20 protein-coding genes are annotated in these 25702 nt (G+C 63.4%); 10 read left to right on the top strand and 10 right to left on the bottom strand.

Going from position 1 to position 25702, the window contains the following annotated elements:
* Positions 1 to 6 precede the first annotated feature (6 nt).
* The 3 genes from BLS26_RS05165 (at position 7) to BLS26_RS05155 (ending at position 3006) form a co-directional block, all read left to right on the top strand.
* Complete coding sequence (locus BLS26_RS05165; protein ID WP_092509023.1) at positions 7 to 603, top strand: TetR family transcriptional regulator; 597 nt, start codon at positions 7 to 9, stop codon at positions 601 to 603.
* A gap of 225 nt (positions 604 to 828) precedes the next feature.
* Positions 829 to 1569 (top strand): metallophosphoesterase, encoded by a 741-nt coding sequence (locus BLS26_RS05160; protein ID WP_092509021.1) that lies wholly within the window; start codon positions 829 to 831, stop codon positions 1567 to 1569.
* Positions 1570 to 1572: 3 nt separating this feature from the next.
* Positions 1573 to 3006: a bifunctional serine/threonine-protein kinase/universal stress protein gene (locus tag BLS26_RS05155; RefSeq protein WP_092509019.1), complete on the top strand. Its 1434-nt coding sequence runs from the start codon at positions 1573 to 1575 to the stop codon at positions 3004 to 3006.
* Positions 3007 to 3137: 131 nt separating this feature from the next.
* Here BLS26_RS05155 and BLS26_RS05150 read toward each other — a convergent pair whose 3' ends face one another.
* On the bottom strand, positions 3138 to 3521 hold the full coding sequence (locus tag BLS26_RS05150) for a hypothetical protein (RefSeq protein WP_092509017.1): 384 nt from the start codon (positions 3519 to 3521) through the stop codon (positions 3138 to 3140).
* Positions 3522 to 3691: 170 nt separating this feature from the next.
* Here BLS26_RS05150 and BLS26_RS05145 point away from each other — a divergent pair, with 170 nt between their 5' ends.
* From BLS26_RS05145 to BLS26_RS35550, 5 genes are all read left to right on the top strand, one after another.
* Positions 3692 to 4348 carry a glutathione S-transferase family protein gene (locus tag BLS26_RS05145; protein WP_092509015.1) on the top strand — a complete coding sequence of 219 codons (657 nt, stop codon included), beginning with the start codon at positions 3692 to 3694 and terminating at the stop codon, positions 4346 to 4348.
* A 525-nt stretch (positions 4349 to 4873) separates the two neighbouring features.
* The gene (locus tag BLS26_RS37145; RefSeq protein ID WP_092509013.1) at positions 4874 to 5263 is read left to right on the top strand and encodes a DUF1330 domain-containing protein; all 390 of its coding nucleotides are present in this window, start codon (positions 4874 to 4876) and stop codon (positions 5261 to 5263) included.
* Positions 5264 to 5364: 101 nt separating this feature from the next.
* Positions 5365 to 5775: a DUF1330 domain-containing protein gene (locus BLS26_RS05135; protein ID WP_092509011.1), complete on the top strand. Its 411-nt coding sequence runs from the start codon at positions 5365 to 5367 to the stop codon at positions 5773 to 5775.
* 71 nt (positions 5776 to 5846) lie between these two features.
* Positions 5847 to 6167, top strand: coding sequence for a DUF3303 domain-containing protein (locus BLS26_RS05130; protein WP_092509009.1), 321 nt, complete (start codon positions 5847 to 5849; stop codon positions 6165 to 6167).
* Between the two features lie 283 nt (positions 6168 to 6450).
* Entirely contained in the window at positions 6451 to 6594 is a 144-nt protein-coding gene (locus BLS26_RS35550; protein ID WP_157676308.1) for a hypothetical protein, read from the top strand.
* A gap of 457 nt (positions 6595 to 7051) precedes the next feature.
* Here BLS26_RS35550 and rpe read toward each other — a convergent pair whose 3' ends face one another.
* Positions 7052 to 7753 (bottom strand): ribulose-phosphate 3-epimerase, encoded by a 702-nt coding sequence (rpe, locus tag BLS26_RS05125; RefSeq protein ID WP_092509007.1) that lies wholly within the window; start codon positions 7751 to 7753, stop codon positions 7052 to 7054.
* Positions 7754 to 8014: 261 nt separating this feature from the next.
* Between rpe and BLS26_RS05120 the strand changes: the two genes are divergently transcribed.
* On the top strand, positions 8015 to 8794 hold the full coding sequence (locus BLS26_RS05120; protein WP_092509005.1) for an EF-hand domain-containing protein: 780 nt from the start codon (positions 8015 to 8017) through the stop codon (positions 8792 to 8794).
* A 37-nt stretch (positions 8795 to 8831) separates the two neighbouring features.
* Here BLS26_RS05120 and BLS26_RS05115 read toward each other — a convergent pair whose 3' ends face one another.
* Together BLS26_RS05115 and BLS26_RS05110 are read right to left on the bottom strand one after the other, a co-directional pair.
* A complete protein-coding gene (locus BLS26_RS05115) occupies positions 8832 to 9827 on the bottom strand; it encodes a P1 family peptidase (protein ID WP_092509003.1) in 996 nt (331 codons plus the stop codon).
* Between the two features lie 67 nt (positions 9828 to 9894).
* The gene (locus tag BLS26_RS05110) at positions 9895 to 12672 is read right to left on the bottom strand and encodes a PAS domain S-box protein (RefSeq protein WP_092509001.1); all 2778 of its coding nucleotides are present in this window, start codon (positions 12670 to 12672) and stop codon (positions 9895 to 9897) included.
* A gap of 348 nt (positions 12673 to 13020) precedes the next feature.
* Here BLS26_RS05110 and BLS26_RS05105 point away from each other — a divergent pair, with 348 nt between their 5' ends.
* Positions 13021 to 13407, top strand: coding sequence for a response regulator (locus BLS26_RS05105; protein ID WP_092508999.1), 387 nt, complete (start codon positions 13021 to 13023; stop codon positions 13405 to 13407).
* 71 nt (positions 13408 to 13478) lie between these two features.
* Here the strand turns inward: BLS26_RS05105 and BLS26_RS05100 are convergent, their stop codons facing one another.
* The 6 genes from BLS26_RS05100 to livM all read right to left on the bottom strand — a co-directional run bounded on the left by BLS26_RS05100 (position 13479) and on the right by livM (position 25688).
* Positions 13479 to 14945, bottom strand: coding sequence for an HWE histidine kinase domain-containing protein (locus BLS26_RS05100; RefSeq protein WP_092517646.1), 1467 nt, complete (start codon positions 14943 to 14945; stop codon positions 13479 to 13481).
* A gap of 16 nt (positions 14946 to 14961) precedes the next feature.
* Positions 14962 to 21246: a HAMP domain-containing protein gene (locus BLS26_RS05095; RefSeq protein WP_092508997.1), complete on the bottom strand. Its 6285-nt coding sequence runs from the start codon at positions 21244 to 21246 to the stop codon at positions 14962 to 14964.
* Between the two features lie 268 nt (positions 21247 to 21514).
* Complete coding sequence (locus tag BLS26_RS05090; protein ID WP_092508995.1) at positions 21515 to 22633, bottom strand: branched-chain amino acid ABC transporter substrate-binding protein; 1119 nt, start codon at positions 22631 to 22633, stop codon at positions 21515 to 21517.
* A gap of 165 nt (positions 22634 to 22798) precedes the next feature.
* Positions 22799 to 23545: an ABC transporter ATP-binding protein gene (locus BLS26_RS05085; protein WP_092508993.1), complete on the bottom strand. Its 747-nt coding sequence runs from the start codon at positions 23543 to 23545 to the stop codon at positions 22799 to 22801.
* On the bottom strand, positions 23542 to 24384 hold the full coding sequence (locus BLS26_RS05080; RefSeq protein ID WP_092508991.1) for an ABC transporter ATP-binding protein: 843 nt from the start codon (positions 24382 to 24384) through the stop codon (positions 23542 to 23544). The genes BLS26_RS05085 and BLS26_RS05080 overlap by 4 nt, the downstream gene beginning before the upstream one ends.
* Complete coding sequence (gene livM, locus BLS26_RS05075) at positions 24381 to 25688, bottom strand: high-affinity branched-chain amino acid ABC transporter permease LivM (RefSeq protein ID WP_092508989.1); 1308 nt, start codon at positions 25686 to 25688, stop codon at positions 24381 to 24383. Before livM ends, BLS26_RS05080 begins: the two co-directional genes overlap by 4 nt.
* Positions 25689 to 25702: the final 14 nt, after the last annotated feature.

Raw genomic sequence — 25702 nt, 5'->3', positions numbered from 1 at the left:
ACGCCAATGAACGAAGTCGTGGTTCTGACCCCCGAACGTATTCTGGAGGTGACGGAAGACGTTTTACGCCGTTACGGGCTTGCGAAGGCGACCGTGGTCGATGTGGCCCGGGCGCTCGATGTCAGCCACGGCAGCGTCTACCGCCACTTTCCCAGCAAGGCCTCGCTGCGCGAGGCGGTCGCCAAACGATGGCTCGACCGGCTGAGTGCACCGCTTATGGAGATCGTTGAGGCGACGGGTCCGGCCCCGGAGCGGCTTGACTGTTGGCTGCGCACGATGTTTTCCATCAAGCACAAGCGGCTGGCCGACGACCCCGAGATGTTCGCGACCTACCTGACGCTGGCCCGCGAGGCGTGCAGGAGCGTCAAGGGTCACAAAGACTGCCTGGTCGACCAGATCGCGCGCATCCTGTCGGACGGCGTCAAAGAAGGCGCCTTCGAGGTCGCCGACGTGAAGGCCTCGGCCCGCGCTATCTTCGACGCCACCAGCCGCTTCCATCATCCCGCCCATGCCGACGAATGGAACGATCCGGATGCGCAGGCCCGGATCGACGCGCTGCTGGCGCTGCTGCTCCATGGACTGCAAGCGCCGAAGAAGCGCTGAGTCTTTTTCCCCCTGGTTTGAACAGGTGTTTCGTCATGGCCGGGCACAGCCGTCCTAAGGACGGCGTCGCTTCCGCTCGCCCATGCCCGGCCATCCACGTCTTCTCCTTCCGCGACACCGCTAAGACGTGGATGCCCGGGACAAGCTCGGGCATGACGGACTATTGTTTGATATCCATCAATCCACGCCAAACGCGCTAGCGCGATAGTCGAGGCGGAGGAACAATTGCGGCTCGCGGTCTTTGCCGACATCCATGCCAACCGGCAGGCATTCCAGGCCTGCCTTGATTCCGCGCGGGCGCGCGGCGCGGAACGAATCATTTGCCTCGGCGATATCGTCGGCTATGGCGCCGATCCGGAATGGGCGGTCGACACCGTGATGGACCTCGTCAAGGACGGGGCGATCGCTGTCACCGGAAATCATGATGCCGCCATCGGCACCGCATCCGAAACCATGAATGCCGAAGCCCAGGCCGCGATCGAGTGGACGCGGGGCAGGCTGAGCGCACCGCAACGGCGCTTCCTGGCGGAGTTGCCGTTCAAGCACCAGGACGGCGACCGCCTCTACGTGCATTCGGAGGCCTCTCACCCGGCGCAATGGCATTACGTGCGCAGCTCATCGGACGCCGCGCGCAGCATCGAGGCGACCGCTGCCCAAGTCACGTTCTGCGGACACATCCACAAGCCCGCGCTCTACTCGATGTCATCGGCAGCGAAGATGACGAGTTTCATCCCGACATCGGAAACACCGGTCCAGCTCCTGAGCGGCCGGCGCTGGCTTGCCGTGCTCGGCTCGGTCGGTCAGCCCCGCGACGGCAATCCGGCGGCGGCCTTCGCGATGCTCGATACCACGTCGCGCGAAATCACCTTTTGCCGCGTGCCCTATGATGTCATCGCGGCGGCCGACCGCATTCGCGCCAACGGCCTGCCGCACTGGCTCGCCGACCGCCTCGTGATCGGGAGGTGAGGGATGGCAAAACCTTCGATCGCCTTGGGCGCGCAACTCGACGGTTTCACGGTCGGGGAATGCGTCCATCGCGGCGGCATGGCGACGCTGTGGACCGTGACCCATCCTGGCATCACGGTGCCGCTGTTGATGAAGGTGCCGCGGGTTTCCGAAGGCGAGGATCCGGCGGCAATCGTCTCTTTCGAGATGGAGCAGATGATCCTGCCGCGGCTCGCCGGCCCGCATGTGCCCGGCTGCTTCGGCACCGGCGATTTTGCCAGGCAAGCCTATGTCGTTATCGAACGCATCGCAGGCCAGACGCTCTACAGCCGGATCGGCGAGCTGCCGATCTCCTATGAAGAGGCGCGCCTGATCGCCGGCAGGATCGCAACGGCGCTCGCCGACCTGCACCGGCAGAACGTCATTCATCACGACATCAAACCGAGCAGCATCATGTTTCGCCGCTCCGGCGAATGCGTGCTGATCGATTTCGGACTGTCGCATCACAACCTGTTGCCGGATCTGCTGCAGGAGGAATTCCGCCTGCCTTACGGCACCGCGCCCTATATGGCGCCGGAGCGTCTGCTCGGCGTGCGCGACGATCCGCGCAGCGACCTGTTTTCGCTCGGTGTGCTCTTGTACTTCTTCACCACAGGCGTGCGGCCGTTCGGCGAGAGCGAAACCCTTGGTGGCATGCGACGGAGGCTGTGGCGCGATCCGTATCCGCCGCGCCAGCTGAAGCCGGACTATCCGCCCTGGCTGCAGGAGATCGTGCTGCGCTGTCTCGAGATCGAGCCGGTCTGGCGTCACCCGACGGCGTCGCAACTGGCGTTCGATCTCGCCCACCCCGATCAGGTCAAGCTGACTGCGCGATCGGAACGGTTGAAGCGCGATCCGCTCTCTACGGTGTGGCGTCGCCGCTTCAATGGCGGAATGACCCAGCAGAGGCCGAAGTCGGACGTGGCCGTCCAGCTCGCATCGGGCCCGATCGTTGCCGTCGCGCTCGATACCGAGGAGGGTTCGGCGCCGCTCAACGAATCCCTGCGCATCACGGCGGCGCATTTGCTGGCGACACTTCCGTCGGCGCGACTGGCCTGCATCAATGTGTTGAAGCTCGGCCGCATCACCATCGACCGCACGCTCGACGAGCAGGGCAACAACAAGCACATCGACCGTCTGGTCGCGCTGCGGCATTGGGCATCGCCGCTGGGCCTCGACGAGAGCCGGCTGACCGTGCATGTGCTGGAGGCGGTCGATCCCGCGGCCGCGATCCTGGAATTTACCGGGATCAACCAGGTCGACCATATCGTGATCGGTGCGCGGCAGAACTCGATGCTGCGCACGCTGCTCGGAAGCGTATCCTCCAAGGTCGCGGCCGAAGCCGCCTGCACCGTGACGGTGGTGCGGCCGCCACGGCTGGCGGCAGCGATGCCGCAGGAAACTGCGAGCCCGGCGTAGCCCGGATGAGCGAAGCGACATCCGGGATAATACCTGACGCAGAGCACCCGCATATCGTGGAGCCTGTCATCGGGCGCGCATTCGCGCGATCCGTTGGCTCATGCGGGTTACGATCTGCCGGTTTGTGGTGTTCACTCCAGCGTCTGCACCGGCGGCGTCTTCGCCGCCGCCGGACGTGCAGCCGGGGCAGGGACTGTGCCTTCGCTCCGGGAACTCGCGATGCGCGGATTCGTTTCGCCGGCCGGGCTCGGCGCTTCCGCTCGCGCACCGCGCACGTTCTCGCTTGCGGCCTGCCTTCGCTGCCGCGAGGCGCGGGAGCGGTCGAGGCCCCACGAGCGCGCAATGGACGGCCCGGCGGAATAGCCGATGAATGCGCCGGCGACCGCGCCGATCGGTCCCAGCACCACGGCGCCGGACACCGCGCCGAGCGCGGCGTCGCCGGCGCGATGCTGCGCCGAAGCCGCTGAGGTTGCGATGACGAGCAGCACTGCTGCGGCGATGACGGCCTTGATCATGGTGCGGTTCCATCGATGAGAGGAGGTCAGGCTGATCCCGCTTTATGGCCGCAGCGTGAAGCTTTCGCGGTCCGGATGCGACGCAAATTCGGCGTGACGTATCGGGTATCGGGTGGTCGCCACGTCAACGAGGAGACAATTTCCGGCGCACCGATTGGAAGGAACCCAAGATGCGCCTCTACTATCACCCGCTCTCGTCAAACTCGCGCCGCGTCGTGTTGACCGCGCTCCATCTGAACGTAGACCTCGAACTGGTCGTGGTCGATCTCCTGAAAGGCGAACACAAGGCGCCGGAATATTTGCGTCAAAATCCGAACGGAAAAGTTCCGCTGCTGAATGACGACGGATTCATGCTGTGGGAGTCGCACGCCATCATGCAATATCTGGCGGATGGATCGCCGGGGCAGGACCTCTACCCCTTGGACGTCAAGGCACGCGCCGACGTCAACCGATGGCTGTTTTGGTCGGCCTATCACTTCACGCCGGCGGTCGGATTCATCACCCGGGAACGCGTCTCGAAGAAAATGGTCGGCGGTGCAGGCGGACCCGATCCGGTCGAAATCGCGCGCGGTGAAGCGTTGCTGTCAGCGGCGGCGCAGGTGCTCGATGATCACCTGGCGCGCAACGAATGGATTGCGCAGGACAAACTGACGCTGGCCGATTTCGCGATTGCCTCGCCGCTGATGCACACGGCCGCGGCCGAATTGCCGGTCACGGGTTACGCAAACCTGCAGGCGTGGTTTTCGCGGATACAAGCACTCGACGCCTGGAAGAAGGCAACGGTTGCGCCGCCGCCTTTGACCCGCATTCATCCGCCTTCTCGATGACGGGTTGCCTGTGCATGTCGAACAAGGCGATCACGTCGGATCGTTGGGGATCCAATCCTCCGCGGTTGAATCCCAATGGTGTGTATCGTCGAATTGTTTCCAGGGTGGCTTCGGGTTGCTTTCACCGCGCGTCCTTCGCAACACATTCAATGTTGGAAAGCCGACACAACCCAAAAGCGTCACCATCCAGTCGCGAGCGTTATGCTCGGAGTTTCGGTTGTTGATCGTTGTTAGCATCACGCGCCTCCTTAGAAGTAAGAAGCTGAGCTAATGTTACCCCCTCCAAAAGCAGACAAATGTGAGCGGCTTCACTATCTCAAAATGAACTTCTCCGGGCAGACCCCGTACCCTGGAGATCGATTTTAGGCTTGGCGCCGCTACAATTCCTCCAGCTTTTTGACGCGTCAGCACGCCTGACCCTTGAACCTTCGCATTGCCATTGTGACTCACGACTAGGGCAACGTCTGCCCGAATATGAGAGGAACCATCATCTTGAATTGAAACGCCACAATCGGAGGGACAGCCATGAGATCTAATTTTAAACTCGCAATGGTAATGCTCGCTGGCGTCGCAATTGGAGCTATCGCGGTCCAGGGCCTCCACGCGCAAGGAGCCAAGCTGAAAGCTTACTCGATCAGCGAATCTGAAATCCTCGATCCTGCAGCCCAAGCCGCATACCTCCCTACCGCCCGGAAGTTGATAGAGGCAGCCCATGGTCGAGCTTTACGCACCGCAGCCGGACGGGTTGTTCAAATAGAGGGTGGGTCGCCTCCCAAGAGTGCGGCCATCGTCGAATGGGACAGCTTGGATGACGGAGTGGCATTCTACAAGTCGAAAGCCTGGATGGACCTTGCACCCCAGCGTGACAAGGCAGTTAAGGTAATACGGCGGTACATCGTCGAAGCCGAAAAGTAGCCGCCTTCATCCCAGACCGCGGCTGCGGGCCGCCGACCAGACATCAGGTGCCGGTGCCGCACCGCGGCTAAATTGAACCCGCACAAACGGAGGGAATTGCCATGAGGTCCAGTTATCGGAGTGCAATGGTATTGCTCGCTGGCGTCGCGCTCGGCGGACTTGCGGTTCAAGGGCTTCGCGCCCAGGCCAAGCCGCCTGTCTACTACGTCTCGGAAATCGATGTGCACGATGCCGATGCTTATGCGAAGGAGTACGCTCCTAAGGCTCAAGCAGTCATCAAGGCAGCCGGAGGACGCTTCGTCGCCGTCGGCGGTGTTGCCGGCAACTTGGCTGGAAAGCTGACCACGTTTGAAGGCGGAGCACCAAAGCGTGTGACTATTCAAGTCTGGGACAGCTTGGAGAAGATCAAGGCGTGGCGGGACAGCAAGGAATTTGCCGAAATCCGGAAGGTCGGCGAAAAATACGCAACATTTACTCACGGCTTTGCAGTCGAAGGCGTGCCTGACCCTTGAACCTTCGCTTTGCCATTGTGACTCACGATTGGGGCGACGTGTGCCCGAATGTCAGAGGGAGGAGGGACTTCATGAAGTACATGATTGAATACGCCATCCGCTCGACCGGGCTCACCCACGACGAAGGTTTTGCGGGCTCGGAAGCTCTGCTGACCGCGTTCGGCAAGTGGAAGCCGGAAGACGGTTTGACGGTCCACGCGTTCGTCTCGAACCTGGCCGGTAACGGCGGTTACGTGCTGGCCGAGGCCGGCGACCCCAAGGTCATCGTCACGTTCGTCTCAAAGTACAATTTTTGGAACGACGTCAATGTCGTTCCCGTGGTCGACGTCGGCGAAGTGGTTCCGATAGCTGCGGCGTCCCTTGCTTGGGCGAGAAGCGCTTCGAAAAGCTGATTGAGGAAGTTGGTCGCTCTCGGGCCATAGCGGACTCTCGCGCGCCGTCTGCCCGGCGCTTTGGTTCACGGCTGCTGCTTCGCTTCCCCACAAGCGAAATCTTCGCGCAGCCCCTGCGACAAAGTAGCCCGACGGGCAAATCACCAAAATCCTGTCCAGCCCTTCGGATAAAAATATTTCGATTGAGCCGTCGGGCAAATCAGGCGTTTAACTCCGCCCGTCTCCCGCGATGAGAGGGGCGCTCGCGATCGTCACGAACGTGCGGTGAGATGCGGTGGACGCGATGGCTGCGAAGACGAACGCTGCCATTGCGTACGGCGAAATCGTTTGGGTCCGACGCCCCGGTGCTGGCGTCAAGTCGGCGGAAGCGAAAGCTGAAGCGGATGATGGTGGCAAGAAAGCCGGTCACCAGGACGATCTCGTATAAGCCGTAAAACCATTGCGTGGGGGAGGCCGGCGTGTTGTCAGCTGAACCTGTATGCTCGTGGGCAGCATATCCTTTTGCAACACGCCTGCGAGACCGCGGGTGCAGCGCGCACCCGGTCTTCCCCGCGCCCTCTTATTTCGAGGGCAAGGTTGATTGCAAAACTTCGGGCGCATCGCGCCGCGAGAATGCTCACTGCTGTCATCACCCGCCTTGTGCGCAATTGCGCACTGGAGCGGGTGATCCAGTATTCCAGAGGCGTCTGTGATTGAATTGATAGGCCGCAGCGTACTGGATCCCCCGCATGCGCGGGGGATGACAACCGATAGGCGCTTCGCCCGCAATGACGGCGTCAGCTTCGTAGGGTGGGCAAAGCGTAGCGTGCCCACCATTTGCATTACCGAAATAACTGGTGGGCACGGCGCTAGGCGCCTTTGCCCACCCTACAAGACTACAAAACTCAGATCGCTTCGCCGCGCGCGAGCGCGGCGGCGTTGCGGATCGCGGATATGTTGGCCTTGTAGGATTCCACCGTGCCGCCCTTGAACACGGCGGAGCCCGCGACGAACGCATTGGCGCCGGCGGCGGCGAGTTGGCCCGACACGTCGGGGCCAACGCCGCCATCCACCTCGATGTCGATCGGACGGCCTGCGGTCATTGCCCTGAGGTCGCCGACCTTGCCGACGGCGGACTTGATGAAGGCCTGGCCGCCGAAGCCGGGATTAACCGACATGACCAGCACGAGATCGATCAGGTCGATGACATATTCGATCGCGCTCACCGGCGTGCCGGGGTTGAGAACGACTCCGGCCTTCTTGCCGAGCGCGCGGATCGCCTGCAGCGAGCGGTGCAGATGCGGGCCGGCCTCGGCATGGACGGTGATCTGATCGCAGCCGGCCTTGGCGAAGGCTTCGAGGTAGGGATCGCACGGCGAGATCATCAGATGCGCGTCGAAGGTCTTCTTGGTGTGCGGGCGCATCGCCTTGATGACGTCGGGGCCGTAGGAAATGTTGGGAACGAAATGTCCGTCCATCACGTCGAGATGGATCCAGTCGGCGCCGGCTGCGTCCACGGCGCGGACCTCTTCGCCGAGCTTGGCGAAATCCGCCGCCAGAATCGACGGGGCGATGACGAGGGGACGTGACGCGAATGGTTGAGACATGTGCGTTTCCCGTAGCGCTTGAAGGAGAGGCAAAGGGGAGAATAGCTCCGCGTAACATGCAGGACGGCCGGGGGCAATGCAGCGGCAAACTGCGCCGGTGGGGCGGAAAAATCTGCCGCCCGCGGGCACCAATTGCCGATCCGGCGGGCGCCTGAAGCAGAAAAAAGCCCGGTTTCATTGGGTTTTTCGTCATGGCACAGGGCTTGCTGAGTTAATCCGCAGAACCTGGTCCGCGTGATGCGGTGTTGTCGGAGTTCCGTCATGTTGCCTGCCTTAACTGCTGCGTCCGCGGCGATCGATGCCCTCAAGTCGCTGACGTCGTCGAAGTCGTCAAAGTCGTCGTCCACGACATCGACGGGTTTCACGCAGCCCGCCGCCAATCCGTTCGATCAGTCAGGCAGCACCACCCCGGCTTCGAGCGCCACGGGCACGACGACCGGCGGCAGCGGCTTTACGCAGATATCGCCGCAGACCATGAGCGCGTTGCTCGACGCCCAGAGCCAGTCCGCGACGGCATCAACCACGGCTTCGCCGACCGACGCCTCCAGCGCGCTGAAGGACCTGTTCTCGAAGATCGACGCCAATGGCGACGGCAAGGTCACCAAATCCGAATTCGAGAACGCGCTCGGCGCCGGCGGCACCAATCTCAAGGCGGCCGATAACGTCTTCTCCAAGCTCGACAAGAACGGTGACGGCTCGGTCAGCCTCGACGAAATGTCCGCGGCGCTGAAGGGCGCCGGCGGCAAGGGCGGTCATCATCATCGCAGCGCCGGCGGTTCCGGAAGCTCCGATGGATCCAATACCGATCCGCTATTGGCGGCGCTGCAGGGCGCTTCCTCGACCTCCACCACCAACAGCGATGGCTCGACCACAACGTCGTTGACCTACGCCGACGGATCGAAGGTCACGATGACGTCGCCGGCCAGCAACAGCTCATCGAGTTCCGCAAGTTCGTCCTATAATTTCATCGAGCAGATGATCCAGCGCGCGGCCAGCTCGATTGCCTCTTCGGCGCAGTCATCGCTTTCGGTGAGCGTCTGAACTGAGATCCGGCGATGATCGTCGTTCGGCAAGCGACCTAGCCGAAGCGATCGCTCCACGCCGGTAGCGCGCCCAGAAAGGGCAGCGCGGTCGCCGCATGGACGCCACGCGCAATCGCGCGGGCGACCGTATTGGCGGCCACCATGCCGAGTTCGGTAAGACCGAACAGCGGATCGATCGGCTTTTGGCCGGTCGCCGCCGCGAACACCACGTCGCCGTCGAGCGGCGCGTGGACCGGATAGATTGCGCGCGCCATTCCGGTCTGCGCGATCATTGCCAACCGCCGGGCCTGCGGCTTGGTCAGCACGGCGTCGGTAACGACGACCACCAGCGTGGTGTTTTCCGCAGCCCTCGCGTCCGGACCGCCCTTGAGCCGCGCCTTCAACATCTCGGGATTGAAAGACGGCGGAAGTCCGCGTCCGCCGAACTCGTTGTTGGCCTCGAACGGCGCTGCCCAGAACCACGGCCCGTCGCCGACCGTGACGCTGCCGACGGCGTTGACCACCGCGAGTGCGGCGACCGCGATGCCGCTCCCGGTTTGCGCGGAAGCGGAGCCGAGGCCGCCCTTGAAATTGGCCGTGGTGGCGCCGAGACCGGCGCCGACGCTGCCCAGTGTGAAATCGGTGCTCGCAGCCTGGGCCGCGGCATAACCGAGATCGCGGTAGGGCGGGAAGCGTCCCCAGGCCTTGCTGCCGCCGTTCAGGAGATCGAAGCAGATCGCGCCCGGGACGATCGGAATGACGGCGTCGCGTATCCTTAAGCCGCGGCCCTGTTCGGCCAGCCAGGCCTGTACGCCGCCAGCGGCATCCAGGCCGAGCGCCGAGCCGCCGGAGAGCGTGATCGCGTCAATCGCGTCGACGGTACCTTCGAGATGAAGCACCGATTCCTCGCGGGTGCCCGGGCCGCCGCCGCGAACATCGATCGACGCCACCGCAGGAGCGTCAAAAATGATCGCGGTGACGCCGGAGGCGATCGCTGCATCGTCGGCGTGACCAACGCGAACGCCGGATATATCGGTGAGGAGATTTTTCAAGAGACCCTGTCCGCTGGCCCGTCCAGACGGGCCTTCCGCAACCGATATATCAGCCGTGCGGAATGCTTCAACTGGCAAGCGCCAGCCGCAGCATCCTGGCCAATTCGAACTTGCGATAGGGTTTGGCGAGCAACAGCACGCCGGAATCGAGGCGGCCATGATGGACGATGGCGTTCTCGGTATACCCTGACGTGTACAGGGTCTTGAGCGAAGGTTGCCGCTTTAACGCCTCCTCGACCAGTTGGCGGCCGTTCATGGTGCCCGGCATGATCACATCGGTGAACAGCAGATCGACCCGCGCGGTGTCGAGGATTTTCAGGGCGTCGGCGGCATTGGCCGCCTCGAGCGTGGTGTAGCCCAGGCTCTCGATCTGGGTCACTACATAGCGCCGCACCATCGAATCGTCCTCGACGACGAGGATTGCTTCGTGACCGCCCTCGACATTGGCCGAGATCAGCACCTCCGCGGCGGTCTGGTTCAATCCGGTCGCTCGCGGCAGGTACATCTTGACGGATGTGCCGTGGCCTTCCTCGCTGTAAATCTTGATGTGCCCGCCCGACTGTTTGACGAAGCCGAATACCATGCTGAGGCCAAGCCCGGTGCCCTTGCCGACTTCCTTGGTGGTGAAGAAGGGATCGAATACCCGCTCCAGCAGGGCCGCGGGAATGCCGGCGCCGGTGTCGCTGACGGCGACCATGACGTAGTTGCCCGGCGTCACCTCGCTGTGCATGCTCGCATAGTTTTCGTCGAGGTAGACGTTGCTGGTCTCGAGCGCGAGCTTGCCGCCCTGGGGCATCGCATCGCGGGCGTTGAGGGCCAGATTCAGCACCGCGGTGGTGAGCTGGCTCGGATCGACCAGCGCCGTCCAGGCGTCGTCGGCCAGCAGCGGCTTGATTTCGACATGCTCGCCGAGCGTCGGATGCAGCAGCTTGGCAGCCTCCAGCACCAGCGAATTGACGTCGATCTCGCGGGGCTGCAGCGGCTGCTTGCGGGCAAAGGCCAAGAGATGCTTGGTCAGGCTGGCCCCGCGTTCGGCGGCTTCGTCAATCAGCTTGGCGATCGAAACGAGCTCGGGCTTGTCGGCGACGGCTTCCTCCAGGATTCCGATGGTCCCGGTGATCACGGTCAGGATGTTGTTGAAGTCATGCGCGACACCGCCCGTCAGCTGGCCGATCGCGTCCATCTTCTGGACGTGCCGCAGCTGGGCCTCGGCAGCCTGCTTTTCCGTGAGATCGCGGCCGATGAAGAAGTGGCGCCTGACCGGTTCCGACCATGTCCCGCTCCAGTTCAGCGAAACCGCCTTGCCGTCCTTGCCGATGTAGCGGGTTTCGAAATTGCGCTTGCTCTGCCCCCGTCGCGCCGTTCGCATCTCGCGGCGGGTGTTTTCGAGATCGTCGGGGTGGATGAACTCCACCGCGCTGTGTCCGATCATCTCGGCCGGCGCGTAACCGAGAATGGTGGTGGCGCTCGGGCTGACCTGGATGAAATTTCCGGCGGTATCGGTCACCAGGATGAGGTCGTGCGAGGTTTCGAAGATTCGCTGGCGCTCTTCGACTTCGCCGGTGAGGGCTCGCAGTGTCCGGTTGCTTTCGGTGATGTCGCGCGCGGTCTTGGACGCACCGACGATGTCGCCGGAGGCAGACCGGATCGGAGAGACGCTCAGGGAAACTTCGACGCTGTGGCCGTCCTTGCGCACGCGCGAGGTTTCGTAGTGCTGAATCCGCTCGCCCTCGCCGACACGGTCGAGGATGTCGACGATTTCGGTGCGCCGGTCCGGCGGGACGATGATGTCGATGTGCCGGCCGACGGCCTCAGCAGAGGTGTAGCCGAACAGGCGTTCGGCGGCCCCGTTCCAGCCGGTGATGGTGCCGTCGAGCGCCTTGGTGATGATGGCATCGTTGGATGATTCCACGACCGCGCTGAAAATGCGGTCGCGCTCGTTGCGAAGATTTCGTTCGGAGGCGGCTTGATGACGCAGCTTTCCGAGCAGGCGGGCCAGTTGCGCCTGCAGGCTGACATTGTCGATCAACAGCACCGCGAGCACGAAACTGGCGGCACACAGCCCGTAGATCCGGCCGAGATAGAAGCCGAGATCGAACCGCGCCACATTGAGGATGGCCGACATGGCGATGTCGAACAACCAGGCGCAGAGCACGACCATCAGCCAGATGTCGAGGACGGAATGCGGCCTGCGAAACCAGAGCATGGCCAGCGCGGCGAGGCTGAGACACCATACGGTCGACACCACGCCGAGCATGACCGGCGTGTAATGTCCGTTTTTCAGCAGGATCGGCAGAAAGTCGTGGCCGCCGGTGACAAACGCGGTGAATGCGGCCATCGCCAACACCACCGCCGCAATGCTTATCAGGATCGCCCTGCCGGGCGAGGTCTGCATCCGCGTGCCGTTGTCGTGGGCCTTCAGCGTGGCATAGCCCAGCACCAGCAGCGGGAATCCGCCATGCCAGACCATGTAGAGCCAGACGGTGGTTTGCGGGCCCGCGCCGAGCAACCCGCCGGGGGCGAACAGGCCCGGAAAGGTGAGGGCGTGAACCACGGCCGCGATGGTCGTGAACAGATAACCGCTTGCCAGCAGCAGCAGCGCCCGCGAGCGCGAAACCCCGAACTGCGAAAACAGCAGGACCGCGGTGATCAGGTCGTTGATCGCGAGCGCGGATTGATAGCTCGCGACGAAGGCCGGGACCGGGGCAAGCGGCACGCCGGCAAAAGGCACGGCGCACGCGAACAGCAGCGCGGAGACGACGACGATCGATATAGCCGCCGTGCGGTCCCCGCCGGACGCGGGCATGGTCGAGAGAAAGATGCTGCGCTCGCTACCCGTCTGCATTGTCGTCTCCGGCAAACTGGCATCGTACGCGCCAAGAGATTCGCTCCGTCTACGCACCATAACCTATTCGCCGGGACCGGGAATCCAGTCGATAGGCGGATATCGACCGAAGGAAATCTGGTGCAGCCGGTCGTCAGCGCCAACCGGACGGGGCGCATCTGCGCGGGGTCGTACCTGCGTTACGCGGAATCAACTCAAGGTTAGATAGTACCTATTCGGTGCGGTGACGAAAAGGCGCCGGGGGCGAGTAACCGCCTCTTTACCACCAGACGGAATAATGGCCGCTCCGTTGCGGAGAAGGTCGAGAATTTCGCGGCAGGCTGTTGCACGATCGAGCCGGAGAACTTGATGCCCCGCGTCCTTGTCGTTGACGACCAATCCGATGTGCGCGCGATGATTTCCATCGTGCTGCGGATCAACCAGTTCGAGATCGTCGAAGCCGCCAGCGCGGTGGCGGCACTGAAGGCGTTCGAGGAGCAGGGCTTCGATCTCGCGATCGTCGACATCTTCCTGCAGGGCACCAATGGCTCCGAACTGATCGCCATGCTGCGCGAACGCATGCCCGATTTGCCCGTGGTCGCGATATCCGGAATGACGGCGCTGGACTTCCTGTCCGAATCGTCCAGTCTGTCGGATGTCATCTGCCTGCAAAAGCCGTTTCGGCCACATGACCTGATGCGCGCGGTCGATGCAGCCCGGGGATCGGTCCGGCCATCGGTCGCCACGGCGCGGTAATTCCTGACGGCCCGCCAACCTTGCTCAATTCATTTCGTTGCGCGCGCCCCTGGCCAGTCGCGTGATTGACATCAAATGGCGGCGGCTTCGCGCGGCGGCATTGGATCGGCAGCGAGCTGGCCTTGCGACAGCGGGACGGCGAGGCGGCAAACCAGGCCTTCGGGTCGCCAATCGAATTCCGCTTTGCCGCCCAGTTGCGACTCGATGCTCGCGATCACGCTTCGCGTTCCAAAACCCCGGGTTGCCGGTTTCTCGACGCGGGGCCCGCCCGTCTCAGCCCATGTTATTTTCAGAACTCCCGCCTGGTTCTCCCAACTGACCGATAGCCGGCCAGACTCCGCCGACAGGGCGCCGTATTTGGCCGAATTGGTCACGAGTTCGTGCAGGGCCAAGGCGACCGTTTGCGCCGTGGCGGGCAACAATTGAACCTCCGGGCCGAACAGCACGACTTGTTCGCCGATCACGTAGGGCGCGAGTTCCTCGTCGATCAGTTTCCTCGTTTCGGCGCCTTGCCAGCTCGACAGCGAAAGCACGGTATGCACCCGCGCGAGCGCATTGATCCGTCCCTCGACCGAGTGAATGTAGGATTTCACGTTTTCGCCGCGCGTCAGCCGGACGATCGACTGCGCCAGCGCCAACGCGTTCTTGGCGCGGTGATCGACTTCCCGGGCCAGCAGGTTCTGACGCTCCTCGGCCTGCTTGCGCTCGGTAATGTCAACGGTGACGCCGCTGACACGGATCACGCGGCCGTCCTTGTCGGTGCTGGCGGCGGCCGTTCCGGTGCACCAGCGCACCTCGCCAGTCGGCCGCACGATCCGGAACTCCGCCTCGTATGATTTCGCGCCCCTGGCGAAGCTCGCCCATGCCTCGCGCAATTGGTGAACGTCGTCCGGATGAAACACGGCCTGGATATTGCCCGGCGTCAGTTCGAAGCTGCCAGAATCGACGCCGAGAATTTGATACTGGCCCTCATCCCACAGGCAGTCGCCATTGACCCAGTCCCAATCCCAGGACCCCATCTTGCCGGCGGCGATCGCGAGACTCCGGCGCTGCTCGCTCTCCAGCAGACGGGTATGGGAATCCTCCAGCTCGGCGGTGCGGGCACGGACGCGGTCTTCGAGTTCGACGTTGAGCCGCTCCAGCTGGCGGGTCTTGCGGTAAAGCTCGGCGAAAACCTTGATCTTGGCGCGCAATACTTCGGGCACCACCGGCACCGGCACGTAATCGACCGCGCCCATTTCATAGCCGCGCAGGCGGTCGATATCGCTGACCTGGATCGCCGAGATGAAGATCATCGCCGTCTTCTGGAAGCGCGGATGTTCGCGGATCATGGCGGCCAGTTCGAAGCCGTCGAGCTCCGGCATGCAGACGTCGACCAGAATGATGGCCACGTCGTTCTTGAGCAGGAACTCGAGCGCATCGCGGCCGGACGAGACCGAGACCAGGTTCTCGCCGAGATCTTTCAGGATGACCTCATAGGCAAGCAGCTTCGCCGGCTGATCGTCGACCAGAAGAATGTTGACCTTCTCGTGTTCCATCATCTGCGTGCGCCGATCAGCGGTGTAGCCACATTCGAATGGCGAGCAGCAACTGCTCGGTGTTGACGGGCTTGGCGAGATAGTCGGATGCGCCGGCCTCGAGGCATTTTTCGCGGTCGCCCTTCATCGCCTTGGCGGTCAGCGCGATGATGGGAAGGCGACCAAACGACGGGTTCTGCCGGATCACACCCATGGTCTGATAGCCGTCCATCTGCGGCATCATGATGTCCATCAGCACGATCGCGATGTTGGGGGTCGATTCCACCAGCGCAATGGCTTCATGGCCGGTCGTCGCCGTCAGCACCTTCATGCCGCGCCGTTCCAGCACACTTGAGAGTGCGAAGATGTTGCGGGCGTCGTCATCAACCAATAGCGCAGTCTTGCCAACCAGATCCTCATCGGAACTATTGAGTTTCTCCAGCATCCTCTGCTTCTCGATCGGCAATTCCGTGATCACACGGTGCAGAAACAGCGACGTTTCGTCGAGCAGGCGTTCCGGCGACTCCACCCCTTTGACCACGATGCTCCGGGCCATGGTGTGAAGTTCCGCATCTTCCTCCGCCGAAAGTTCCCGCCCCGTGAACACGACGACCGGAACGTTCGACAGCGTTTCGTCGCCGCGGATCTGGTTGAGCACCTCGAAGCCGCTCATGTCGGGCAGCCGCAGGTCCAGCACGACGCAGTCGCACGGATTGTCGCGCAGCGTCGACAGCGCGCCGGCGCCGGTATCGGTGGTCAGGATCTCGATGTCGTCGTGATCGAGCAGGGCGCGGATGCTCAACTGCTCGGCCGCGTTGTCCTCCACGATCAGGAGGCGCTTGCGCCGAGGCCGCGCGTATTCCTTGATCTGGCTCAGCGCGGCGCTGACGCCTTCGGTCGTCGTCGGCTTGTTGACAAAGGAGAACGCGCCGCGCGCGAGCGCGTGCTGGCGGTCTTCGTCGAGCGTGATGATCTGGACCGGGATATGCCGGGTCAGCGGATTGTGCTTGAGCTGGCTCAGCACGGTCCAGCCCAGCATGTCCGGCAGGAACACGTCGAGCGAAACCGCCGACGGCTGGAACTGCTTGGCGAGTTCGAGCGCCTCGGCGCCGCGATTGGCGACCAGCACCTTGAAGCCCTTGTCGCGGGCCAGATCGATCAGCACCCGCGCATAATGCGGGTCGTCCTCGACGATCAGCAGGATGGTATCTCCCGGCTCGAGATTGAGCCGGTCATCCGCCAGTTGTTCGATCACCCGCTCTTGCGTTGCGGTGACCTGCAGCGTCGGCGCCGTGACGTAAGGCGAGGGCACGCGCGGTGCGATCGTGGGTCCGGAATATTTCAGCGGCAGATAGAGCACGAAGGTGCTGCCTTTGCCCGGCGCGCTGCGCAGGTGAATTTCGCCGCCGAGCAGGCTTGCGAGTTCGCGGCTGATAGCAAGTCCAAGGCCGGTGCCGCCGTATTTGCGGCTGGTACCGGCGTCGGCCTGCTGGAATGCCTCGAAGATCAGCTTCTGCTTTTCCACGGGGATACCGATGCCGGTGTCGGTCACCTCAAAGGCCACCACCGCGGGCGCGTGGTTCAGGATCGGGTGATCGATGCTCCAACCGCCGATGGCGGCCGACACGGTCAGCTTGACGCCGCCCTCGGCCGTAAACTTGAAGGCGTTCGACAACAGGTTCTTGAGCACCTGTTGAAGCCGTTTGGAATCCGTCACCATGCTGCGGCTCAGATTTTCGTCGACGCTGATGCCGAACGAGAGGTGGCGGTTCTCGGCTTCGTGCTTGAACGGCCGTCCGACGGTCTCCAGCAGGTTCTGGGTCAGGATTTCCTCGGCGTCGACGGTCACGGTGCCCGACTCGATCTTGGAGAGATCGAGAATGTCGCTGATCAGGTTCAGAAGATCGGTGCCGGCGCCGTGGATGGTGCGGGCGAACTCGACCTGCTTCGCCGACAGATTGCCGTCGGGGTTCTCGGTGAGCTGCTGGCCAAGGATCAAGATGCTGTTGAGCGGCGTGCGCAGCTCGTGCGACATGTTGGCCAGGAATTCCGATTTGTATTTCGAGGTCAGCGAGAGTTCGGTGGCCTTTTCCTCGAGCGCGCGCCGCGCCTGTTCGATTTCCTGGTTCTTTCTTTCGACCTCGACGTTGCGTTCGGCGAGCTGCTGCGCCTTCTGTTCGAGCTGTTCGTTGGTCTGCTGCAGTTCCTTCTGCTGGGTCTGCAATTCGCCGGCGAGCTGCTGGGATTGCGTCAGAAGGCCTTCAGTCTGCATCGTGGCCTCGATCGAATTCAGCACGATGCCGATGCTGTCGGTGAGCTGTTCGAGGAAGGTCATCTGCGAGGTCGTGAACGAGCTGACGGAGGAAAGCTCGATCACGGCTTTGACCTGGGTTTCGAACAGGATCGGAAGCACAACGAGGTTTTTCGGGACCACGCGCAGCAGTGCCGATTTGATCGGCACGGCGTCGGTCGGGATATCCGACACCAGCCGCTGGCGCTTGTCCATCGCGCACTGGCCGATCAGCCCGTCGCCGAATTGCACGACCGACGCATGCGGATACGCGCTGTCGCCGGCATAGGCCGAGAGCAGCCGCAGTTGCGGGCTTTCCGGATTCTCCACCTGGTAGATCACGCCCATATGGGCGTTGATCAGCGGCGCCAGCTCGGTCAGCAGCAGACGTCCCACGGTGGTGAGGTCGCGCTGTCCCTGCAGCATGTTGGTGAACTTGGCGAGGTTGGTCTTCAGCCAGTCCTGCTCGGTGTTCACCTGCGTCGTCAGACGCAGGTTGCCGATCATGGTGTTGATGTTGTCCTTGAGTTCGGCGACTTCGCCGCGGGCGTCGACCTGGATCGAGCGCGTCAGGTCGCCCTTGGTCACGGCGGTTGCGACCTCGGCGATCGCGCGCACCTGGGACGTGAGGTTGGCGGCAAGCAGGTTGACGTTGCCGGTGAGGTCCTTCCAGGTGCCGGCGGCGCCGGGCACGTTGGCCTGGCCGCCGAGCCGCCCTTCGACGCCGACTTCGCGCGCCACGCTGGTGACCTGGTCGGCAAACGTCGCCAGCGTCTCCGTCATGTTGTTGATGGTGTCGGCCAGCGCCGCGACTTCGCCCTTCGATTTCACCGTCAGGTTCTGCTTCAGGTCGCCGTTGGCAACCGCGGTCACCACCTTGACGATGCCGCGCACCTGCTCGGTCAGGTTGGCGGCCATGAAGTTCACGGTATCGGTGAGATCTTTCCAGGTGCCTGCGACGCCGGGCACCTGCGCCTGGCCGCCGAGCTTGCCTTCGGTGCCGACCTCGCGGGCCACGCGCGTCACTTCGCCGGCAAACGCGTTGAGCTGATCGACCATGGTGTTGATGGTGTTCTTTAGTTCGAGAATTTCGCCCTTCACGTCGACCGTGATCTTGCGGGAGAGATCGCCGCGCGCCACGGCGGTGGTGACTTCGGCGATGTTGCGGACTTGCGTGGTGAGGTTGGCCGCCAGCAGGTTGACGTTGTCGGTGAGGTCCTTGAACGTGCCGCCGACGCCGGGCACCACCGCCTGGCCGCCGAGCCGTCCTTCGGTGCCGACTTCGCGCGCCACGCGGGTCACTTCGGCCGCGAACGAGCGAAGCTGCTCGACCATCGTATTCAAGGTGTCCTTGAGCAGCAGGATTTCGCCGCGGACGTCGACCGTGATCTTCTTCGACAGGTCGCCGCCGGCAATGGCGGTGGCGACTTCGGCGATGTTGCGGACCTGCGCGGTCAGGTTCGACGCCATGAAGTTGACGTTGTCGGTCAGATCCTTCCAGGTGCCGGCGACTTCGGGCACTTCGGCCTGGCCGCCGAGCTTGCCTTCGGTGCCGACTTCGCGCGCCACGCGCGTCACTTCCGAGGCGAAGGCGTTGAGCTGGTCCACCATGGTGTTGACGGTATTCTTCAGCTCGAGAATTTCGCCCTTGACGTCGACCGTGATCTTCTTGGAGAGGTCGCCTTTGGCGACCGCGGTGGTGACTTCGGCGATGTTGCGGACCTGACCGGTCAGGTTACCGGCCATCGAGTTGACGTTGTCGGTGAGGTCCTTCCAGGTGCCGGCGACGCCGGGCACGTTGGCCTGACCGCCGAGGCGGCCTTCGGTGCCGACTTCGCGCGCCACGCGCGTCACCTCGCCAGCAAAGCGATTGAGCTGGTCGACCATCGTGTTGAGCGTTTCTTTCAACTGCAGAATCTCGCCGCGGACGTCCACCGTGATCTTGCGCGAGAGGTCGCCGCCGGCAATCGCGGTCGCGACCTCGGCGATGTTGCGGACCTGCGCCGTCAGGTTGCCGGCCATCGAGTTGACGCTGTCGGTGAGGTCCTTCCAGGTGCCGGCAACGCCGAGCACGTTGGCCTGGCCGCCGAGCTTGCCTTCGGTGCCGACCTCGCGTGCGACGCGCGTCACTTCGCCCGCGAAGGCGTTGAGCTGGTCAACCATGGTGTTGAGCGTTTCCTTCAACTGCAGGATTTCGCCGGACACGTTCACCGTGATCTTCTTCGACAGGTCGCCTTTGGCGACCGCGGTCGCAACTTCGGCGATGTTGCGGACCTGGCCGGTCAGGTTGGATGCCATCGAATTGACGCTGTCGGTCAAATCCTTCCAGGTGCCGGCGACGCCACGCACCAGCGCCTGGCCGCCGAGCTTGCCTTCGGTGCCGACTTCGCGCGCGACGCGCGTGACCTCGCCGGCGAAGGCGTTGAGCTGGTCGACCATCGTGTTGACGGTGTCCTTCAGCTCCAGAATTTCGCCGCGCACGTCGACCGTGATCTTCTTGGACAAATCGCCATTGGCGACCGCGGTCGTCACTTCGGCGATGTTGCGGACTTGCGCCGTCAGGTTCGATGCCATCGAGTTGACGCTTTCCGTCAAGTCCTTCCAGGTGCCGGCGACGCCGAGCACGTTGGCCTGACCGCCGAGCCGGCCTTCGGTACCGACCTCGCGCGCGACGCGCGTCACCTCGCCGGCGAAGGCGTTGAGCTGGTCAACCATCGTATTCAGCGTTTCCTTCAACTGCAGGATTTCGCCCGACACGTTGACGGTGATCTTCTTGGACAGGTCGCCGCCGGCGATGGCGGTGGCGACGTCGGCGATGTTGCGGACTTGCGCCGTCAGGTTGGAGGCCATGAAGTTGACGTTGTCGGTGAGATCCTTCCAGGTGCCGGCGACGCCGGGAACCTGGGCCTGGCCGCCGAGCTTGCCCTCGGTGCCGACTTCGCGCGCCACGCGCGTCACTTCGGAGGCGAACGAGTTGAGCTGGTCGACCATCGTGTTGATGGTGTCTTTCAGCTCGAGAATTTCGCCGCGGACGTCCACGGTGATCTTGCGCGAAAGGTCGCCGCGCGCGACCGCGGTGGTGACGTTGGCGATATTGCGGACCTGGGCGGTGAGGTTACCGCACATCGCGTTCACGGAGTCGGTGAGATCCTTCCAGGTGCCGGCGACGCCGGGCACGATGGCCTGGCCGCCGAGCTTGCCGTCGGTGCCGACTTCGCGGGCGACGCGCGTCACTTCCGAGGCAAAGGATCGAAGCTGGTCCACCATCGTGTTGATGGCTTCCTTGAGCTGCAGGATCTCGCCGCGAACGTCGACCGTGATCTTCTTCGACAAGTCGCCATTGGCGACCGCGATGGTGACTTCGGCGATGTTGCGGACCTGGCCGGTGAGGTTGTTGGCCATCGAGTTGACGCTCTCGGTCAAATCCTTCCAGACGCCGGTCACTTCCGGCACCTGGGCCTGACCGCCGAGTTTGCCCTCGGTGCCGACCTCGCGCGCCACGCGCGTCACTTCCGAAGTGAACACGCTGAGCTGCTTGATCATGGTATTGACGATGTTGGCCGACTGCAAAAATTCGCCGCCCAGCGGGCGGCCGTCGACATCGAGTTTCACGGTTTGCAGCAGGTCGCCTTGCGCGACCGCGGCGACGGCGCGGGTGACTTCACGGGTCGGCCACAACAGATCGTCGATCAGCGTGTTGACCGAGCCTTCCATGTCCGCCCACGATCCGCTTGTGAGGTCGAATTTGACGCGCTGCCGCGTCTTGCCTTCGCGGCCGACGACCTGTCCGACGCGCTCCAGTTGCTGCGCCATGCGCTGGTTGGCGGCTACGATCTCGTTGAAGGTGTCGGCAATCTTGCCCTCGATGCCGATGTGATCGCCGGTCATCCGCACCGAGAAATCGCCAGCGCGCATCGCCTGCAGCGCGTGCAACAGATCCTGCAGCGGATCGGGTTTGCCGTTGGGTTGGCCGGTTGGGGCTGGCTTGCGCCGGGAGCCGGGTGACGTTGCTCCGGGGGAAAGCTCACTCATGGTGTCTCCTCGAGTCCGGTTCGCGCGAATCGAGCAGCGTGTGCGATTCGACGTCATACAACTGCGAGCCCGGCTTGAGATCAAGCGGGAACGGTTGTTGTTAACGCTTTGAAATCAATGACATGGAACTCTGCCCGAAGTTCCAATTCGCGCGGGAATAATTGGTTCCACCGGTCGTGAAAAATATTGAGCCCCTGAAACAAAAACGCCCCGGCAAGCCGGGGCGTTTGAGGTTCCTGAGTAGGAACGTCGAAAATTTGGGGGCTTATCAGGAGCCCTTGGGATTGACCTCGGTGTAGTTGCCCTTGGCGTCCCATTTGTAGACGACGTAGTCGAGCTGCTTGATGTCGCCCTTGGCGTCGAACTCAAGCTTGCCGATCACCGTGTCCCAGGCTCCGGCCTTGATCGCGTCCATCACCTTCTTCGGGTCGGTGGTGCCGGCCTTCGTTGCGGCCTGCGACCAGACCTGCATCGCGGCGTAGGTATAAAGGGTGTAGCCTTCCGGATCGATGTTCTTGGCCTTGAAGCGCTCGACGATCGCCTTTGCGGTCGGCTTGTTGCGCGGGTCGGGGCCGAAGGTGAACAGCGTGCCTTCACCGGCGGGGCCGGTGATCGAAGCGAACTCCTTGTCGGCCAGCGCGTCGCCGGCCATCAGCACGGTCTTGAGGCCCTGATCGCGCATCTGTCGCACCAGCAAGCCGGACTCCTGATGGTAGCCGCCGACATAGACCAGATCGATGTTGTCACGCTTCAGGCGCGACACGATGGCGTTAAAGTCCTTGTCGCCCTTGTTGTAGGATTCGAACATCTTCTCGGTGAAGCCGGCCTTGTTCAGCGCCTTCTTGGTCTCGTCGGCGAGACCCTTGCCGTAGGTGGACTTGTCGTTGAGGATGGCGACGTTCTTGTCCTTGTAGTTCTTCAGGATGAACTCGGCGGCGACCAGGCCCTGCTGATCGTCGCGGCCGCAGACGCGCGCCACGTTCCAGAGCTTGCGTTCGGTGTAGAGCGGGTTGGTCGAGGCCGGCGTAATCTGCAGCACGTTGCCCTCGGCATAGGCCTCGGAGGCCGGGATCGACGACGACGAGCAGTAGTGACCCGCAACGAACGGGATCTTCGAAGAAGCGAACTTCTCGGCAATCGAGCGCGCCTGCTTGGGATCGCAGGCATCGTCGCCGACCTGCAGCGCCAGCTTCTTGCCGAGCACGCCGCCGGCGGTGTTGAGATCTTCCACCGCCTGTTCGGCACCGTTCTTCATTTGCCTGCCGAAGGCGGATTCGCCGCCCGTCATCGGGCCGGCCACACCGACGGTGATGTCCTGCGCCAGCGCGCTTGCCGTTAGCGCCAGCGATGTGCCCAAAGCCAGGCCGATGAGTTTCAGTGATTTCATGAGGTATCCTCGCGGGGTGGTCGATTTCGGGAGCACCCGGCGGGCCGGGTGCGAAAATCAGGTCCATTGTCGGCTGATTTTACCGCGAAGTCATCGGCAATTTTCAGGCAAATCCACGACCGTTTGCAGCATCTTGCCGCAGCGCCGGCCATCGACGGCCGCGGGTCAGCCCCGCCGGCCGCCTTCCAGATAGGCGGCGCGGATTTCCGGGCGTTGCAGCAATTCGGCACCGGTGCCCGACAGCGTGATCAGGCCGTTGACCATGACATAGCCGCGATGGGCGAGTTTCAGCGCGTGGTTGGCGTTCTGCTCGACGATCAGCACGGTCAGGCCGTCCTGCCGGTTAAGGGTCCGGATCGCGTCGAAGATCTGCCGTGCGATCAGGGGCGCCAGCCCGAGCGACGGTTCGTCCAGCATCAGCAGGCGCGGGCGGCTCATCAAGGCGCGGCCGATCGCCAGCATCTGCTGCTCGCCGCCGGACAGCGTGCCGCCGCGCTGGGTCATGCGCTCCTTGAGCCGCGGGAACAGCGCCAGGACGCGCTCCAGGCCAGAGGCGCGGTCGGCCTCGCTAGAGTCGGTCGCATCCGCGCCCATTTGCAGGTTTTCCGCCACGCTCATGCGCGGGAAAATCCGGCGGCCCTCGGGCGACTGGGCGATGCGCATCCGCGCGATCTCGTGCGTCGGCACTTCGGTGATATCGCGGCCGTCGAATTCGATGGCACCCGAGCGGGCACGCGGCCGGCCGAAGATCGTCATCATCAGCGTCGATTTGCCGGCGCCGTTGGCGCCGATCAGGGCCACAATCTCGCCGGCGTTGATCTCGATGTCGACGCCCTTCAGCGCCTCGATCTTGCCGTAGGACGCGCGCAGGGAGCGGACCGCGAGCAGGGGCGTTGTCGACGGCGCGGTCACGTGCCGCTCTCCATCACGGCGATGGCTTCTTCCTCGTCGGCGCCGAGATAGGCTGCGATCACCTTGGGATCGTCACGCACATGCTGCGGCGTGCCTTCGGCGATCTTGACGCCATAGTCCATCACGACGACGTGGTCGGAGATTTCCATCACCACCGACATGTCGTGCTCGATCAGCAGGATCGAGGTGCCCTGATCGGCGCGGATCGACAGCAGTAGTTCGCTCAAGGCGCCGCTCTCGCGTGCGTTCAGCCCGGCGGCGGGCTCATCGAGGCAGAGCAGCGCCGGTTCGGTGCACATCGCGCGCGCGATTTCCAGCCGCCGCTGGTCGCCATAGGGCAGATTGCCGGCGGCATCGTCGGCGCGGTCGAGCAAGCCAATACGATCGAGCCAGGTCCGCGCCAGGTCGATTGCGCTTTTCTCGGCGGCACGCCACGAGGGCGCGCCGATCAGGCCGAGAAATGTCAGCCCGGACGCGCGCATCAGCGCGTTGTGCTGCGCCACCATCAGGTTTTCCAGCGCCGTCATGCCGGGGAAGAGGCGGATGTTCTGGAACGTCCGTGCCACGCGGGCGATCTTCGAGATCCGGAAATCGTTCAGCCGTTCGAGCTGGATATGGCGGCCGTCATCATGCGTCAGCCGGATGCTGCCGCCGCTCGGTCTGTAGAAGCCGGTGATGCAGTTGAACACCGTGGTCTTGCCGGCGCCGTTCGGGCCGATCAGTGCGGTAATCTTTTTTCGCTCGGCGCCGAAGGAGAGGTCGTTGACGGCGACGATGCCGCCGAAACGCATCGACAGATGATCGACGGACAGGATGTGGTCGACGTGATCCTGGCTCATCCGTGTCCCTCCTTGACGAGGTCGGACGAGATCGCCTGGTTGCGCTCCAGGAACACCGTCGGCGCGCGGTGGCCGATCAGCCCGCGCGGGCGCCAGATCATCAACAGCACCATGGCGACGCCGAACACCAGCATGCGGTACTGGTCGAAACCACGAAACAGCTCGAAGCCGCCGATCATGGTGAGCGCCGCCAGCGCTACGCCGAGCTGCGAGCCCATGCCGCCGAGCACCACGATCGCCAGCACCAGCGCCGATTCCTGGAAGGTGAAGGATTCCGGGCTGATGAAACCCTGGCGCGTGGCAAAGAACGCGCCGGCAAAACCGCCGAACATCGCGCCGGTCGCAAACGCCGTCAGCTTGGTCGTGGTGGTGTTGATCCCGAGCGCGCGGCAGGCGACTTCATCCTCGCGCAGCGCTTCCCAGGCGCGGCCGATCGGCAGACGCCGGAGCCGGATCGTGACCCAGTTGGTCAACAGCGCCAGCGCCAGGATCAGATAGAACAGGAACACGATACGGTGCGTCGGCGAAAACTCGATGCCCAATCTCGCCGCCAATCCGTCTTCGCCGGGCGACAGCGGGATGCCGAACATGGTGGGGCGCGGAATGCCACTGATGCCGTTTGGCCCACCCGTCAGGCTCTGCCAGTTGATGATGACGAGGCGGATGATCTCGCCGAACGCCAGCGTCACGATCGCGAGATAATCGCCGCGCAGCCGCAGCACGGGAAAGCCGAGCATCATGCCCCAGAACGCGGCGAGGATGCCGGCCAGCGGCAGGCAGACCCAGAACGACAGCCCGAAGTTGGTCGCCAGCAGCGCATAGGAATAGGCGCCGACCGCATAGAACGCGACATAGCCGAGGTCGAGCAGGCCGGCGAGGCCGACCACCACGTTCAATCCCCATCCCAGCATCACATAGGTCAGCACGAGAATGCCGAGGTCGAGAATGTAGCGCTGGTCGTAGAAGATGACCGGCACGAGGAACGTGAACACCAGCAGCGCCGGCGCAACGAGACGTCCGGCAAACGACAGCGCCGACTGCACCGGTACCGGCACCACCCGGATGGTGCCGACCGGTCCCCACCATTGCCGCAGCAGTTCGACCACGATGCTGCCGCCGAACACGACGGCAACCATCGCGGCAAGATCGCCGAACCGGGTCCAATAGATCAGTTGTCCCTGCGGACCCGCTTCGGTGCGGATGCCGATCATCAGCGAGAACAGCACCAGCGCGACCAGGGCGCTGATCAGGGCTTTCTTGAAGATGAAGGCGACCCCCGGAGCGCGCGAGGCCTGTGTGGACAAGGCTGGTTTGGAAA

The sequence above is a fragment of the Afipia sp. GAS231 genome (assembly GCF_900103365.1).
GTDB lineage: Bacteria > Pseudomonadota > Alphaproteobacteria > Rhizobiales > Xanthobacteraceae > Bradyrhizobium.
Note: the sequence above shows the minus strand (reverse complement) of the source record. Positions and strands in the feature narration are given on the sequence as shown.